The organism is Enterococcus sp. S53 (genome assembly GCF_016516865.1).
GTDB lineage: Bacteria > Bacillota > Bacilli > Lactobacillales > Enterococcaceae > Enterococcus_D > Enterococcus_D innesii.
The window spans coordinates 1-15,370 of sequence record NZ_JACVUH010000020.1 but is presented as its reverse complement, the minus strand read 5'-3'; the positions used below and the strand labels follow the sequence as shown (position 1 = coordinate 15,370).

Genomic DNA, 15,370 nt, shown 5'->3' with positions numbered 1-15,370 from the left:
TTGTATAGCTCGTATCCTCATTCGTTATTTGAATGGAATTGGGAGTATTGTCTTTCAAGATTGAAGCAAAAACAGGTGTGGCGCTTGCTAGCGTAAGAATACTTAATGAAGCTAAAACAGAAACTTTTCTTGCTAATCCTTGTTTTTTTTACTTATCATTTTTTTGTAATTTTCCCTTGATTTCATTTGTTCTTCTTCTAATATGATTACTTACATTAGTATTGTAACGTAAATTTAAATATTTAACAAAATCAAACTTTACTTATTTTCAAAATGACAAGTTTAATGAATGTTAACTGCTAGTGATTCCTTCTAGAATTATAATATAGCATTAACTCTAGAATGGAGGATATTTATGGATGAAGAACAAGTAAAGGATTTTGCAAATATAGAAGCACAAAGGATTATAGATCAAGTTATTTCTCTACGAAAAGAAAAAGGACTGTCACAAGAAAAGTTAGCTGAAAAATCAGGCATGAGTCGTAATACCATAATTCAAGTCGAACGAAAAAAAGTGAAAATATCACTAGTGACATTTTGTGCGTTACTCAAAGGATTGGAAGTTAGTTATTCAGAATTTTTTAAAGTAACGCAAGAGAAGAGCGATTTAGCCGATGAATTTGGCGATGAACTGGTTAGTTTGATAAAAAAAATAAGTACACATTCGAATAAAAAAGAGTATATCAAGATTTTGGATACTTTGCTGGCTATTAAATAAAAAAATTCTGTATTTTTACTGTACTTTAAGGTAACAAGCGAAATGACTTCATTTCAAGGATTTATTGCTGTTTAAAAGTCGATAAAAGAGGAAAACAAAGGTAAAATGTGCAATCTGTGTGCAATGGAAGTGAAGTGCACAGAAATTGCACCAAAAAATTAGGAGCAAAAAAACTAATCGAAGCGTTCATAATTTCTGACAAAAAATTAATTTTCAATTCCCATTCCCATAAGCGATATAAATATAGTTCTACGGCAAAAGTTATGAATTCAATTCATGACTTTTGTTTGTCTTAGGAAAATCCAGTAATTATATTGATCAAAAGAACTGCTATGTAAAACTTAAAATAATCATGATTTAAGAGCTTTTGGAAACTAATGGGGAATTACGAGAATAAAGCTATCGAACGCTTAGAAAGCAAATTTAAGCTATTTAATATAATCAATAACAGTATGCCATTCCGAAAGAATGATTTTTTTTGAAAAAAATTTAGAGAACATACAAGGAAGAAGGAATAAAATTGAAATTAACTAAAATCAAAGTAAAAAAAGAATGGGTCGGAAGAGTCTTTATTTTGGGAACACAATTCAAAGAAGCACCAAAAGAAGTGAATGGCCTTTTAGGTAGTTACGTCAAATTCTATGGTGATTCAGAAAAACATGGTGCATTACCAATCGTGATTGATAAAAGTGATGCTGCTTTGCCAGAAGGTGAAGTGGAGGTTGAATTTGAAGAAGCTTACCTTGTTCCAGATAAGGTTCGGATCACAAGTCGAGAAACAAATGATATGGCCGCATGATCAATTCAGTAAATGACTACTTGGACTTTTCTCTATATTTATCCGGCATGACAGTTAAGAAACATCTCTCTAACAACAACAATACTCAAATGATTTCTGCTTCAGTAATTAAGGTCTTTATCATGGAATATCTTTTCGATAAAGGACGAACTGGTGAGAGTGCAGGCGGTCAATCTGTTCAAAGTCTGATTGATCGAATGATTACCGTGAGCGATAACGATGCAACGAATACTTTAATTGATCATGTTGGTATGGACACACTAAATAATTATTTTGTGGAGAAAGGATATTCAAGCACGAAACTACAACGAAAAATGTTGGCACCAGGTGGAGAAAACTATACTTCACTTCAAGACACGATGAAGTTTCTAAAAAAACTTTATCAAAATAGAGGGAATTCTAAGTATTCCTCAATGCTTGAGATTATGAAGCGCCAGCAAGTAAAAACAAAAATCCCCAGTCAAATAGATGTTCCAGTAGCAAATAAAACAGGTGAGCTTGCCACAGTAGAAAATGATATCGGGATCGTATTGAGTGACAAACCGCATGCGATTGTTCGTATGTCCGTACTACTCAAGGGCTTCTAACTATGGTTTTGGAACGGGCTATGATTTTAGGTCTTACTGAAAGAAATCCTTCTAAAATTGTTGGGAATGTAAAGAATAGAAAAGCAGAAATTGATTTTTGGACAAAAGAAGAATTTGAAAAAGTAATCTCATGTTTTTATTTGAATGATTACTTCCAACATTTTCTGTATGTGTCACTATGGCTTTTATTCATGACTGGGATGAGATTTGGTGAAGCAACAGCAGTTCAATGGGAGGACATTGATTTTGAAACTGGCGTTTTAAAAGTCGATAAAACGTTATACTACAAAAAGTTAGATGAATATCAGTTTGTGGAACCTAAGACAAAATCAAGTCTGAGAACTCTCGCTTTGGATGCTGACACTTTAGTAATCCTAAAAATTTGGCATGGTGTCCAGAATTCTATTGTCAAAACCGGATTTGTTTTAAGCTATAATGGAGAGCCAACATTAAATCATACGATTAGAGATGCGATTATTAAGTACTCTGTTATTGCAGGAGTTCATAGAATTAAGATTCATGCTTTGAGGCACTCACATGCATCATTGTTGATTCAGATGGGAGAAAACCCATTAATCATCAAAGATAGATTGGGGCATGAGGATATTCAAACTACTTTAGGAACTTATGGACATCTATATCCCAATAGCAACTTTGAAGTAGCATCAAAATTAAAAGGTGTGATTAAAGTGAATCTCACGATGAAAAATTTGAGCATAGCTCATGGAAACCGAGGGAATATACGGTTTTTAGCCTCAAGTTAATGGTGCAATCGTTGTGCAATCTTAAAAGGAACATCTTTAAAAGAGCGACAGATCAAGGTTCTTAGTGTTTTTCCAACAATTCATGTATTAATGTTGAGTATATTTATTTGAACACATATAGGCCTCGTTGCTTGGTGGTTTTGAGAATATATGCGTTTTTTTGCTTATTTATCAAGGTTTTTGAGCAATTCTCGGTAGGGAAATATTAACTAGCACAACTGATCTAATTAGATAAAATCTTAAAGGAGAGAAAATATGAAACTAGAAAAAATTAAAATTTGTAATTTCCGTTCATTTGAAAACGAAATGACCATTTCTACTAATAATTTGAGTTGCTTTATAGGAGCAAATAGCACTGGGAAATCATCAGCTCTGTTGGCTCTATGCAAATTATACTCAGAGCATTCAATTGAAAGAACAATTTCAAAGAATGATTTTTATCAAAATAAAAAACAGACTGGGAACAAATTAAGAAAAAAAGAGCTTTATATTGAAACTGTTTTTAAAACGTCAATAGATGCTAATGAAACACCTCTATTTATTGACAGCTATGTCATTGATTCGCAAGGAGAAGATCCGTATATCCGGATCAGGCTGGAGGCTACATGGGAGGATGATGGTACTTTAGAAGGAGCAATTGATTCTCGAATTTATTTTATAACATGTCCAGAAAGTCAAACAATTACTGAAAGTGATAAGGTAAATGCCAATAGAAATATTTTGAATAAGATTCGTGTCATATACATTCCAGCAATTCGTAACCCAAATTTGCAATTTAAAAATGTATCAGGGAGTATAATTAATAGGATTACTAGGAATATAAATTGGCAAGACACAACTAAAGAAAAAATTGAATCATTAACTACGCAATTAAATGATACCACTGGACTAGAGAAAGGCATAATCTCTTTGAGAGAAACTATTTATAATGATTGGCAAAAATATCAATCTGATCGCAGATACTCGAAAGCCAATTTAATTTTTAATTCAAATAATATTGAAGCTACAATGATGAAAGTAGAAGTGGTATTTTCAGCTGAGAATGATGATATAGAATTAGGTATAGACGAAATGGGCGATGGTCTTCGCTCTCTTTTCTATATCTCAATGATTGAAAGTCTTTTAGATTTAGAAGGAAAAATGATGGAAGAGGAAAAAAGTGGAATTCAAAAATCAATTGATTTATCGGCGCCATTACTGACCATTCTTGCTGTTGAAGAACCAGAGAATCATATTTCTCCTCACTTGCTAGGAAAATTGATTATAAAATTTCAGGATATTTCTAAGAAAGATAATGTTCAGATACTTGTAACTTCTCACTCACCAGCTATTGTTAAAAGAGTTGATCCGGAGGATATTAGATATTTTCGATTAAAAAAAGCAGATTATTCAACTGATGTCAAAAGAATTACACTTCCAGAAAAAGAAAGGGTGTCAGACCAATATAAGTTTGTCAAGGAAGCCGTAAAGGCATACCCAGAACTTTACTTTTCTAAATTAGTTATTTTAGGAGAAGGTGATAGTGAAGAACTAATTTTATCAAAATTTTTTGAAGTAAACGGTGAAAATGTTGATATTTCAGAAATTTCTATCGTTCCTTTAAGTGGAAGATTTGTGAATCATTTTTGGCGATTACTATCAGACTTAGGAATTCCTTATATTACTTTATTGGATTTGGATAGAGAAAGATTTGGCGGAGGTTGGGGTAGAATTAAATATGCGCTGAAACAGCTAATTAGTATAGGTATAGATAAAAATGAGCTACTATTACTAAAGGACTTATCAATTTTATCAGATGAAAATTTAGATTCAATGCACAAGTGGGATATGGATGTTAAGATGATGTGTAATTGGGTATCAATATTAATGAAGTATAATGTTTTTTACTCTTACCCACTAGACATAGACTTTGTTATGCTTGAAAAATATGAAGATTTCTACAAAACTTCTCTTACAAATGGTGAAGGACCAGTAGTTAAGATTGGAACAAAAAATTGTAAAGTTCTAGATATTGAAAATGATGTACCTGCTAATGATGAATATTTAGAAAAAATGGAAATTGCTTTGAGGCAAACATTGAAGGAAAAAGGAGGTAATGGACAAACTTATAATGAAAAACAAAGAAAATGTATGATTCTTTGGGAGAAAAAGAGTTGAAGGCAGCTCATTCTGAAAAATGGGATTCAGATGAAGGAGAAATTAAACTTTTCAATTCTACTGATGAGAAAGAGGAAGCAAGGAAATTAGTGAATGACATAGATAAAAAAATTCGAAATGGGGTATCAGCAGATAATATATGTATTTTAGTAAAGCAAACTGTTGAAAGGTATTCAAGTGAAATTATTACCTTGCTTAATGAACGTGATATTCGAGCGAGAATAGAAAATAGATATCAAGATTTACTCAAACAGTCCGTTGTTTCCCTAATATTAGAAATTTTTAAAGTAAGTTTGAAAATACAAAATGTTACTGATTGGGAGGATTTAGAGAATTTTTAGATTAGAAAATTAGGTATAGAGGAAGGTTCAAGCAAACATAGTTTTGATTCTATGCAAAAGGATTTAAAAAAATGATTGATTATTGTCAAAAGCAGTTGGAATCCGATTTAAATGAAGAATCTTTTAAAAATTTTGTTTTGGAGATAGTTAAATTGATAAAGAAAGAGAGTATTTACCAAATATATCCTGAATATGAACAAGGAATTTATTTAGAGCAAGTACTAAATGAGTTTGTAAATTTATTTTGGGAAGAATATGTTAATTCTAGTGATTTTAAGAATGCGATCGAGAATTTTCGAGGAGATAATACGATTCCCATAATGACTATTCATAAAAGTAAGGGCTTAGAATATGAGGCAGTATATTTTGTAGGATTGGAGGACTCTGCATTTTGGAATTTTGAAAACCAACCAGATGTAGATAGAAGTGCATTTTTTGTAGCTATTTCTAGAGCAAAAAAATATTTGGCGTTTTCGTATTGCTCGAATAGATCATCTTTAAAGAATGTATATAATCCATCTGGGGCTCAAAAAAATACAAATATTAATGAATTTTTTGAACTTTTAATGGTACCTGGAGTGGCTACGATCGAAAGTTAGCTTAGATAATATGAGACAATAATAATAGAGGAGTAAAGAAGTGGAAAGACAATTAATTGAATTAATTAAAAAGGAATCTTCGCAGGTAAAAGCCATAGAGGGAACAATGCTCGATATTCTTAACGCACCAGTAAATTCTGAAAATGATATGATTGGACGGTATACTTCCTATAAACAAATGGCTAAAGCTTATAATGACTTTGTTGATCAGTCTGAAAGTATAAAAGTGCTCCAATTTAGTGATGTTTCTTATTTTGCGTTATCAAGTATGGGATCTCCAGGAAATATGACTTGGCCTCAACAAAAAGAATTGTTTGAACTTGTGCTGTTAAAACAAGAATTTTATTGTCTAAATTAGAATCAAATTTAGATATTGAAAATGATGAGATTATTAATTTGACTAATTTTATACAGAATTCATTAAGAGCTAGCATGTTCGAAATACCCCAAAATGAGAAAATAGTTCAAAATACTTTAGAATCATTATTTTTAGGAATAGGTATGTCGAAAGGAAACGATTACAAAAGAGAGAGTGGTAGAGTTGATTATTCAAGTAAACAATTTATACCTGATTTTAATTTAGATTCACTTTCACTTGCAATAGAAGTTAAATTGATTAAGAAAATAGCGGATAGATCAAAAGTTATTGATGAAATAAATGCAGATATTCCAGCGTATCAAACTAAATATGATAACATTATTTTTGTTGTTTATGATTTGGGAATTATTAGGAATATTGAAGAATTTAAAGCAGATATTGAAAATAACATCGGTATTCAAGTGATTGTAATTAAGCATTAAGGATAACGGTCAAATAAAAATTTTTTAGTAATATGTATATGATGAAGGAGGATAAAAAATTGAAAGATACTTAATTAGTATTATCTCGGCTCGCATATTTTTGTTGAAAAAATTGACACCATTGATTTAAAGTTTATTGAAATTCAATAAAAATTTGGAATATTAATCACCTTATATCCATTGAATTTGAAGGGTTTTGAGCCGCATTCAAATTCCAATCTATCGAACCAGGTCTTAAGAAAGCTCGTAAAGCTTCACAGTTCTCAAAACGTTAATATTCTTTTTATATCAATATTTCAGGACACTTTTCAATTATTTGGAAAGTGTTTTTTTTTATAATAAGAACACATTTGAGAACACATGTTAATCACAATAATTTAATCCTTTTTGGAATGCTTCAAAAACAGATTTATCAACTACGTCAGGTGTGTTCACGTATATTTTTGTAGTAGAAATATCCGAGTGCGTTAAAGCATTTGAGATTTGATTCATATTTGCTCCACCTTGCCTAGCTATAGTTGCATAGGTATGGCGAAGTTTGTGTGGAGATAAGTGAGCCAATTCAGGATGCCTTTTTTTTATTGCATTGATTCGATAGTTTAGGTAGTCAGGGTGTACAGGACAATTTACTTCTCCAGAAGGTTTGGAATAAGTAAAGAGATACTGGTCAGGTGTTTGTATAATTTTTAGTTCCAACAATTGTTTAGCCTGAGCCGATTTCCATTCACTTAATAATGTCATTACAACTTGTGGTACCTGAATAACGGTATCTTTCCGACCTTTTGTATATGTCTTTCTTTGGTATTTATCTAAAGCATGTTTGAGACGAATCGTATGTTTGCTAAAATCAATATACTTCCATTGCAGAGCATAGGTTTCACTTTTCCTATCACCGAGATATAATGTAAGCATGAAAAGTGTGTAGTCGTGAAGAGTAAGTAAGTTATTACTCAAGTCTCTGTTTACTGCTTTTATCCAATCAGTCAGCTCTTTTGATGATAACGCTTGATTACCGTCCCGTATCCTTTTTTCTTCTAAAGCAATTTTTTTAGGTGCGGTAATACATTGAATAATTTTAGTAGTTCGATTAAACTCGATATAATTTAGTATTTCTGCAATATCGAACACAGAACGAACATAACCTTTGATTATTTTTATATTTGCGTATTCTGTTGATTTCTTCGTCAATTCATCTGATATTATCTCAGTATTTGCATTTAGATAATTCATTGGATATTCACCAAACATTGGAAGGATGTGCAAACGGAATATATCTTTAGTATTACTAATTGTTACATTACTTGGTGCCCTATATGATCTAGTGGTTTGACCTAGTTCATATCTAGGAAGCCATTTTAATTCATAGAAATTCTTAAACTTCATTTGTCCTTTTAATTCAAATGAATTTGCATTCTCCTCTCTTAAGACTCTTTGAATCTTCTTTTTCATTTCATTTTCGGCTTTAATAGCCGATTGCCTAGTTGGGAATACTTTTTGATACTTTTCTGATGCTATTCCAGTGATTTCTCTGAATTTTTTTGGATACCTCAGATTGGTTTTGTACTTACCATTTGAAAGTTTTGTAGGCAAACTTCCTCACTCCTTTAAAAAGTAAGGCAGCATATTTCGCTATTATTAGTATATGCTGCTATCAATAAATTTCAAATTTTTTTGAATGCATCCATGAAATCTTTGATATCCTCTAAAGCAAAGCGAACTACACCTTCAATTCTTATTACAGGAAAATTATATACACGAATCCACTTATCTAAAGTATTGTTATCAATTCCAAGAAATTCACAGGTTTGTTTTTTATTCAAGTAAACACTCGACTTAATAAAAATCATCTCCCAAATAGTATATGAATTTTTGAATTACTTTGGGCAAGTACATAGGAATTTCACCTCTCCCCAGTTTACGGCGAGCCTTACGGAAGTATCATTATTTACTGCTATTGTCATGGCATTTTGTTGTCCCAAAACAAAAGAAATCTCTAAGTATTTGTCGCTAACTAGGTCATGGCGTACTTGTATTTCTAGCTCGAATAGCAGGGAACGTTATTCAAAAATTATATCTAATTATCAAAGATCAATATAGGAATATCATCCTAATCACTATTAATAACAAGAAGAATATTAAAAAAGAAACAAAAATAGAAAAAAACTTTATCTTGATTCATAGAATTCAATCCAGATAATACGGTGCTGAATAAAATTATCTGGTTGTTAAGATAAATTATGAAATACGTATTTAAAGATGTTTGGGTCAAAACTAAATAAAGAATGAGCCAATCGAAGTCATTTATATCTAGTTCATTTTGATAATTTTTATGTAAGTAAATAAAAGATAAAGAAGTATTCTATGCTCTTGTTTCAGAAAAATCTGCTGTGATTGAGTTTGACTTTGTCACATAAGACTATGTCATACTAGTGCCTATTCTAGTGATATGGTTGCTCGAGACCCATTCACCATGGATTTACAATTTTATGAGATACCAAAAAAACTATATCGTATTTTCAAAAAATTGATCCACAAAGATTGCTTGTACCAATAAATGATCACTGCTTTGTAGCATGAAAAAAACGCTCTCTTCTATGTTAATAAAAGCGTGTGATAAGCATGCCAGAACTGATAACCCCGTAAGGAAATAAGAGTCGAGAAAACGATTTGGGTTGGTTCCTGTTATACAATTAGCACAACAAAACCCTACTAAACTTGTTTAAGCTAATGCTGCATATAAATATTTTAGCTGTGGAAAGCTATTATAATGAAAAGAAGTAACAAATCCTTAGTATTTGTTACTTTATTTGTTTTGGAGGTAAATTATGAAAAAAAATTACTTTACTTATAGTATTAGGCTTAGCAACTGTTTGCATTATTTTATTTATAACTCTTATCGTGCAACAAAATAAAATTAATGATACTATTACAGAAACTATGAAAACAAGTAGCGTAAGTTATAGTAACAATTACGATGAAGTTGGAGATAGTGAACTAAAGAATTTAGATGAGAACAAGGAAAATTATTACATTTATGTAGGAGAAAAGGATTGTATATATTGTCAAGAAGCTGTACCAAAGATTAAAGATATTCTTGAAAATACACATAATAAGATAATTTTTATGTTAATAAATATAATTATAGAATAGTCACTTATGTGAATTTTATTATGTTATAAAATATAACATTAGATGCCATCGATGACTTACTCTTCCATTATATTATTGATTAACAGAATAAATAGTGATAAAAGAAAATAGTTATGGATAACTTAGACCGTAAGATACTGAACATCATACAATAAAATGACTGAATAACTATCAAAAAACATAGAGTTGAGCTTTGATATTTCGATATCCATTTCTTTTCGGGTGCAAAAATCTAAACACTTGCTATATCCATCTTTTTATGGCAAGGAGTGACTGCCAAAAGCTTAGTAATCTAATCAAAATTTGTGTAATCTGCACAGTCAACTACAAAGAATACATGTATTAGTGGATGATCACTAATTTATCGTATAAAAAAAGCACTCTTTTCTATTTTAATAAGAGTGCTTGATAAGTATATCAAAACTGATAACCCCTTAAGGAAACTGGAGTCGAGAAAACGATTTGGGTGTTGGTTCGTCCAAATCTTTGCAAATCATTGATAAAACTATCTAATGACTTGGTAGAAGGAAAGACTACTTTAATTAGCATAGAATAAGGACCTGTGACACAGTCACATTCGAGTACATTGGGAATTGCCTGTATGAAAGGGTAAAAACTTGATTTTTGCTTTGGTTCAATCGACAGGTGGATAAACGCTTTGATTGGTAATCCAGCTTGTTCATAATCAATCGCCGCTTGATAATACAATAACTGACCAGTTTCTTCTAAATGTTTTATTCTCTGGGAAACCGCTGGTGCAGTGATGAATAAAACTTCACTTAACTTTTTGATCGACAAACGACCGTTCTGTTGCAAAAGATTCAACAACTTCTTATCTAGTTCATCCAAACGCTTTCCTCTTTTCTGTTTTTGTACTAATTCTCTTTGTTTTTCAAAGTGAAAGGGATTAATTTCGAGTATTTACAAAGACATGAATGAAAAGACTCGTGTACTCTTGATATATGTGATATTTTATCACATATAAAACGAAAAGGGGTATTTAGTTATGATGAGGGTCGAATCAGATACAATTGGGAGTCTGCCTATATATGAGGAGGCTTATTACGGCATTAACAGCTATCGAGCAAAAGTAAATTTTGCTTTCACTGATCAAAAAGTAGATAGGACTATGATCAAACAATTGGCGCTTATAAAAGCAGCAGCTGCGATAGCTAATCAACAAGCTGGTACGCTGTCCAAAGAAAAAGCGCAAATCATCGTGACAGCTTCAGAAGAAATCATCGCAGGTAAATGGGAGAAAGAATTTATCGTTGATACCTTTCAAGGTGGTGCGGGTACATCAACCAATATGAATGTGAATGAAGTAATCGCCAATCGTGGGTTAGAGCTTATGGGACATAAAAAGGGGGAATATCAATATCTTCATCCTTTAGACGATGTCAATCGAAGTCAATCCACTAATGATGTCTATCCTAGTGCTGGCAAACTGACTTTACTTGTTTATATTGAACAATTGAACGAAGCACTGATACATTTGATTGACAGTTGGCATAAGAAAGCAAAAGAATTTCAGCATGTAGAAAAAATGGGACGAACCCAACTGCAAGAGGCGGTGCCAATGACAGTGGGTGAAAGTTTCTCTGCGTATGCTCACAGTTTGACTCGATGCCGTGAACGAATCGTCCACTTATCGGCAGAACTATTGACCTTAAATATGGGCGGAACTGCCATTGGCACAGGACTCAATGCGTCATATCGCTATCAAGAACATCTTTATGAAGAATTGAATCGACGTTTTCCACGATCTTTGCGGCCAGCCAATGATCTCATTGACATTACACAGCATACAGACAGTCTAGCTTCGATTTCAGGTGGATTAAAAACGATTGCTATCACATTAAACAAAAGCGCCAATGATTTGCGGCTTTTAGCTAGCGGTCCACGAACTGGTTTTCATGAACTTAATTTGCCAGCTAGACAATCAGGCTCATCGATCATGCCAGGCAAAGTCAACCCAGTAATTCCTGAAGTCATTAGTCAAATTGCTTTTCAAGTGATTGGAAATGACGGAGCAATCACCTTTGCGACAGCTTCTGGAGAATTGGAACTTAATCCTTTTGAACCTGTTATGTTCCATAATTTATTTGAATCATGTCAACTATTGACGAGAGCGTGTCAAATTTATGCTGATAAGTGTGTGGTAGGTATTACTATCAATGAAACAGTTTGTTCGGAAGCTGTTGCTAGCAGTACAGGGATGATTACAGCCATTACACCCCAAATCGGCTACGAAAAAGCTAGTGTTCTTGTCAAAGAAGCTTTAGCAAAAAATTGTTCTGTCGAAGAACTTTTTACGCAAGCAACTGTTTTATTGACAGAGACCGACCAGTAAATAGAAACTAAAGTATCTTTCAAGAATTGAAAAAAAATATCCAAAAAAAGGTCAGCCTTTCCATTCTTCTTTAATATTATGGCAATCAAATAAAAATAAGCAAACACATGATAAACGTAAAAATCATTATCTTATACGGAATGAGAAGAATGAAAATCGATTGATCACCGCCATAAATCCAAGCAAAACTATTTAATAAATCATCGAAGTGTCATTGGTCGATCCCAAAATAAAGTCAAGCGTTTGGAACGGGATACGAGCAATGAATTTGATCAATTCAAAAATAAAGTAGCGCTTGAAAAGCTTCAGCGTGAAATCGAACAAGTAACAGTGAGCCAGGAGTTAGACCTATTCAATTAGAAGAAAGAGGAAAGATATGGAAAACTATTTCTTTATCAATAGCGTAGATACAGAGAACAAAACGATGCGCATTCAAGAAGTAGGTGCAGGCGAAATGAGTGCGCAACAAGTATGTATCACGAAAGAGGATGCGATGTTTATTCTTTAATGTTGGATGAAGCAACAAAAGAAGGGGATCCGTTGATCGTTCGGCTATATCTAAAATAAGGCCAAAATCGGCCGTAGAAAAATGTTTCACAGACTTACGATCTCTATTTAACCGATAAAAGGATAGTAACTATCACAATTGGTTTTACAGACCTATTCATAAATCTGGAGGTACTCAATGAAAATATTAATTACGGATGCAGCGAATTTGGATTTTATCAGATTAACTAAAGAGCTAGATGAAAATTTAAATGAGATCAGCGCTGACCGACCCGAAGAAGAAAGAACTAAGTATACTTCATTTAATGAACTATCAGATATGACTAAAGCCATTGTAATTTATGATAAAGAAATTGCTATTGGATGCGCAGCCTTTAAAAAATATACAACGGACACTGTTGAAGTAAAGAGAGTTTTTATCAGTAAAAATTATCGAGGGAAAGGCTTATCAAAAATTCTGTTGTCTGAACTTGAGAAGCAAGTGGAAAATGACGGATTTAGCCGACTTGTTTTAGAGACTGGTAAAAACAATCAAACAGCGGTGAGTATGTATAAAGGACTTAACTATATAGAGATTGATAACTTTCCTCCTTATACTGAAATGGAAGATTCGATTTGCTTAAGTAAGGACTTGTATTAAAGGTGACATGAATGGGCACCTTTAAATGATAAGCTAGAGGAGAATAAAAGAATAAAAGAAGAAAGGAAGTAATTATGAAAAATTTATTTTTAGTATCCTCATTTGAAGAAGTTTCTACCGAGTTACAGTCACTTGATCGAGATTTAGTTGGAAAGAAAGTTACATTTATTCCTACAGCTAGCAATGTTGAAGAGGTTACTTTTTATGTTGAATCTGGTCAAAAAGCTCTAGAAGAAATGGGGTTAATAGTGGATCGCCTCGACGTTTCTACTGCAAAACCAGAAGAAATCCAGAAGAAGTTAAGAGAAAACGATTGTATCTATGTCACAGGGGGAAATACTTTCTTTCTCCTACAGGAACTAAAGAAATCTGGAGCCGATCAAGTAATTATTGGAGAAATACAAAAAGGAAAGATTTATATTGGGGAGTCTGCTGGAGCAATAGTTCTTTCCAAAAGAGTTGAATATGTAAAAACAATGGATGATCCTAAGGAAGCCCCAAGTCTAAATTCTTTTTCAGGGCTAAATATGGTTGATTTTTATCCACTGCCACACTATAAAGATATTCCATTTAGCGAAGTGACGATGGATATAGAAAAACAATACAAAGAACAGTTGAATTTCTGTTTTATTAATAACCTTGAAGGGCTTATTGTTGAAGGAAATCATACGCGAATTGTTAAAAAATTAATTGAAAAAGTAGACTAACAAATATTTAAGTCGGCTACTTTCAATTAGTAAATAGCAGAATAAAAAAGAAGATCGGCGAAAGCCGGTCTTTTTTTGGAGGGAAAGTTGATGGAACAACAGGCCAATGATCGACAAGAAACGGACAATAGTCGATTAGTAAGAGAAAAAAGAAAGTTGGAACGCCTGAAGAGAGTACAGTGTGCAAATCTCAAGAGTCTTTGACATTAGTCAGACAATGGCCACAAACACAAAAATGTTCTACCAATCATTTAATGCCGGAAATTAGTTGGTTAGTTTCAATGGTCAAGCACTAACCTATGATGCAAATGGGAATCGTCTAAGTGATGAAAAATATAACTACGCTTGGTATGGGTGACGAAAAAGGGAGAAAACCAACCATTTGTCACATACACTTACGACGAGGACAACCGACGATTGTCTAAGAAGATTAATAGACAGATAACGAACTACCATTATGATGGTGATAGTATTGATGTGCTGTATGAAACAGATACGAATGGGCAATTTAATCACATACAATTACGATGAGAACAACCGAAGCTTCTCTAGGAAGGTTAATGGGCAGATAACGAACTATCGTCATGAAGGTGATGGCATAAGAGATAGTTCAGAAAATGATTAATTTCTGAACTATCTTTTTATATACAATAATTGAGATCAATGACTTTTTTTTGTCCATAGAATTGTAAAGTACTTATTTTTTATTTTGAAAAATTATTTTACAATTAATTGAACAATCTTTAATTAGGTCAGAAACTTAAAAGTTTCTGACCTTTTTTCTATAAATGTGATTCGCTACTCAATACCTAATTAAAGAAAAGTATAATACGATGGAGAATAGAATACCGCACGTTTTGCTTTTTAGGAGTCAAGATTACTTGAACATTTCTGTATTTATCCATAAAATTACGGTCGATGAAATAGAATGCAATAAAAGATGATGTGAAGAAAATTTCTCAACATAGACAAATTTCATGACAAGTTTTTTAACGTAATTTTAAAACTGTTAATATGATAACAAACTGAATTCGAGCGGTGGGTCTATTTATTAAGGCATATAATTAAAGTAGGATAACGCGTTCGAATGAAAAAAAATAATTAATTAATTTTTTACTGGACATTGTTTTAACATTGGTGTAAGATAGATTTCATAAAAATTGTTTCACTATATTTTTACTTTAAAAAATTATTAATAAAAGGAGGTATTTGATGAAGTTGAATGATGTTTTGTATAGACGACAGTA

General features: G+C 32.3%; 14 protein-coding genes and 2 pseudogenes. 13 read left to right on the top strand and 3 right to left on the bottom strand.

Features of this window, described 5'->3' with window-relative positions; translation table 11 throughout:
- The first annotated feature begins 355 nt into the window (after positions 1–355).
- The 9 genes and pseudogenes from IAE45_RS16715 to IAE45_RS16675 all read left to right on the top strand — a co-directional run bounded on the left by IAE45_RS16715 (position 356) and on the right by IAE45_RS16675 (position 6,766).
- The gene (locus IAE45_RS16715; protein WP_200127000.1) at positions 356–718 is read left to right on the top strand and encodes a helix-turn-helix domain-containing protein; all 363 of its coding nucleotides are present in this window, start codon (positions 356–358) and stop codon (positions 716–718) included.
- 520 nt (positions 719–1,238) lie between these two features.
- Positions 1,239–1,517, top strand: coding sequence for a hypothetical protein (locus IAE45_RS16710; protein ID WP_233619136.1), 279 nt, complete (start codon positions 1,239–1,241; stop codon positions 1,515–1,517).
- A complete protein-coding gene (locus tag IAE45_RS16705; protein ID WP_325123433.1) occupies positions 1,514–2,104 on the top strand; it encodes a serine hydrolase in 591 nt (196 codons plus the stop codon). Before IAE45_RS16710 ends, IAE45_RS16705 begins: the two co-directional genes overlap by 4 nt.
- Positions 2,065–2,868, top strand: a pseudogene (locus tag IAE45_RS16700) (site-specific integrase); the annotation flags it as partial. The gene IAE45_RS16705 and the pseudogene IAE45_RS16700, both read left to right, overlap by 40 nt.
- Before the next feature lie 255 nt (positions 2,869–3,123).
- Positions 3,124–5,025 carry an AAA family ATPase gene (locus IAE45_RS16695; protein ID WP_200127002.1) on the top strand — a complete coding sequence of 634 codons (1,902 nt, stop codon included), beginning with the start codon at positions 3,124–3,126 and terminating at the stop codon, positions 5,023–5,025.
- Positions 5,022–5,366: a hypothetical protein gene (locus IAE45_RS16690; protein WP_200143143.1), complete on the top strand. Its 345-nt coding sequence runs from the start codon at positions 5,022–5,024 to the stop codon at positions 5,364–5,366. The genes IAE45_RS16695 and IAE45_RS16690 overlap by 4 nt, the downstream gene beginning before the upstream one ends.
- 71 nt (positions 5,367–5,437) lie before the next feature.
- Complete coding sequence (locus tag IAE45_RS16685; protein ID WP_200127006.1) at positions 5,438–5,965, top strand: 3'-5' exonuclease; 528 nt, start codon at positions 5,438–5,440, stop codon at positions 5,963–5,965.
- A gap of 40 nt (positions 5,966–6,005) precedes the next feature.
- Positions 6,006–6,323: a hypothetical protein gene (locus tag IAE45_RS16680; RefSeq protein ID WP_200127008.1), complete on the top strand. Its 318-nt coding sequence runs from the start codon at positions 6,006–6,008 to the stop codon at positions 6,321–6,323.
- Entirely contained in the window at positions 6,311–6,766 is a 456-nt protein-coding gene (locus IAE45_RS16675) for a hypothetical protein (protein WP_200127010.1), read from the top strand. Before IAE45_RS16680 ends, IAE45_RS16675 begins: the two co-directional genes overlap by 13 nt.
- Before the next feature lie 363 nt (positions 6,767–7,129).
- On the opposite strand, the gene IAE45_RS16670 is transcribed toward IAE45_RS16675, so the two are convergent.
- The 3 genes from IAE45_RS16670 to IAE45_RS16660 form a co-directional block, all read right to left on the bottom strand.
- The gene (locus IAE45_RS16670) at positions 7,130–8,356 is read right to left on the bottom strand and encodes a tyrosine-type recombinase/integrase (protein WP_081119184.1); all 1,227 of its coding nucleotides are present in this window, start codon (positions 8,354–8,356) and stop codon (positions 7,130–7,132) included.
- A gap of 71 nt (positions 8,357–8,427) precedes the next feature.
- Entirely contained in the window at positions 8,428–8,586 is a 159-nt protein-coding gene (locus IAE45_RS16665; RefSeq protein WP_081119224.1) for a helix-turn-helix domain-containing protein, read from the bottom strand.
- 1,747 nt (positions 8,587–10,333) lie between these two features.
- Positions 10,334–10,765, bottom strand: coding sequence for an Lrp/AsnC family transcriptional regulator (locus tag IAE45_RS16660; RefSeq protein WP_081119182.1), 432 nt, complete (start codon positions 10,763–10,765; stop codon positions 10,334–10,336).
- Positions 10,766–10,922: 157 nt separating this feature from the next.
- Between IAE45_RS16660 and IAE45_RS16655 the strand changes: the two genes are divergently transcribed.
- The 4 genes and pseudogenes from IAE45_RS16655 to IAE45_RS16640 all read left to right on the top strand — a co-directional run bounded on the left by IAE45_RS16655 (position 10,923) and on the right by IAE45_RS16640 (position 14,123).
- Positions 10,923–12,269, top strand: a complete 1,347-nt coding sequence (locus IAE45_RS16655) for an aspartate ammonia-lyase (protein ID WP_081119181.1) — start codon at positions 10,923–10,925, stop codon at positions 12,267–12,269.
- Between the two features lie 376 nt (positions 12,270–12,645).
- Positions 12,646–12,836 (top strand): annotated as a pseudogene (locus IAE45_RS16650) (hypothetical protein).
- 118 nt (positions 12,837–12,954) lie between these two features.
- Positions 12,955–13,416: a GNAT family N-acetyltransferase gene (locus tag IAE45_RS16645; protein ID WP_081119180.1), complete on the top strand. Its 462-nt coding sequence runs from the start codon at positions 12,955–12,957 to the stop codon at positions 13,414–13,416.
- A gap of 74 nt (positions 13,417–13,490) precedes the next feature.
- On the top strand, positions 13,491–14,123 hold the full coding sequence (locus IAE45_RS16640) for a Type 1 glutamine amidotransferase-like domain-containing protein (RefSeq protein ID WP_200127012.1): 633 nt from the start codon (positions 13,491–13,493) through the stop codon (positions 14,121–14,123).
- Positions 14,124–15,370 lie beyond the last annotated feature (1,247 nt).

What these genes read in the sequence shown, in the direction of transcription:
- IAE45_RS16695 (WP_200127002.1), top strand. Translation starts at nt 3,124, where the DNA reads ATGAAACTAGAAAAAATTAAAATTTGTAATTTCCGTTCATTTGAAAAC.
- IAE45_RS16685 (WP_200127006.1), top strand. Translation starts at nt 5,438, where the DNA reads ATGATTGATTATTGTCAAAAGCAGTTGGAATCCGATTTAAATGAAGAA.
- IAE45_RS16705 (WP_325123433.1), top strand. Translation starts at nt 1,514, where the DNA reads ATGATCAATTCAGTAAATGACTACTTGGACTTTTCTCTATATTTATCC.
- IAE45_RS16645 (WP_081119180.1), top strand. Translation starts at nt 12,955, where the DNA reads ATGAAAATATTAATTACGGATGCAGCGAATTTGGATTTTATCAGATTA.
- IAE45_RS16640 (WP_200127012.1), top strand. Translation starts at nt 13,491, where the DNA reads ATGAAAAATTTATTTTTAGTATCCTCATTTGAAGAAGTTTCTACCGAG.
- IAE45_RS16655 (WP_081119181.1), top strand. Translation starts at nt 10,923, where the DNA reads ATGATGAGGGTCGAATCAGATACAATTGGGAGTCTGCCTATATATGAG.
- IAE45_RS16715 (WP_200127000.1), top strand. Translation starts at nt 356, where the DNA reads ATGGATGAAGAACAAGTAAAGGATTTTGCAAATATAGAAGCACAAAGG.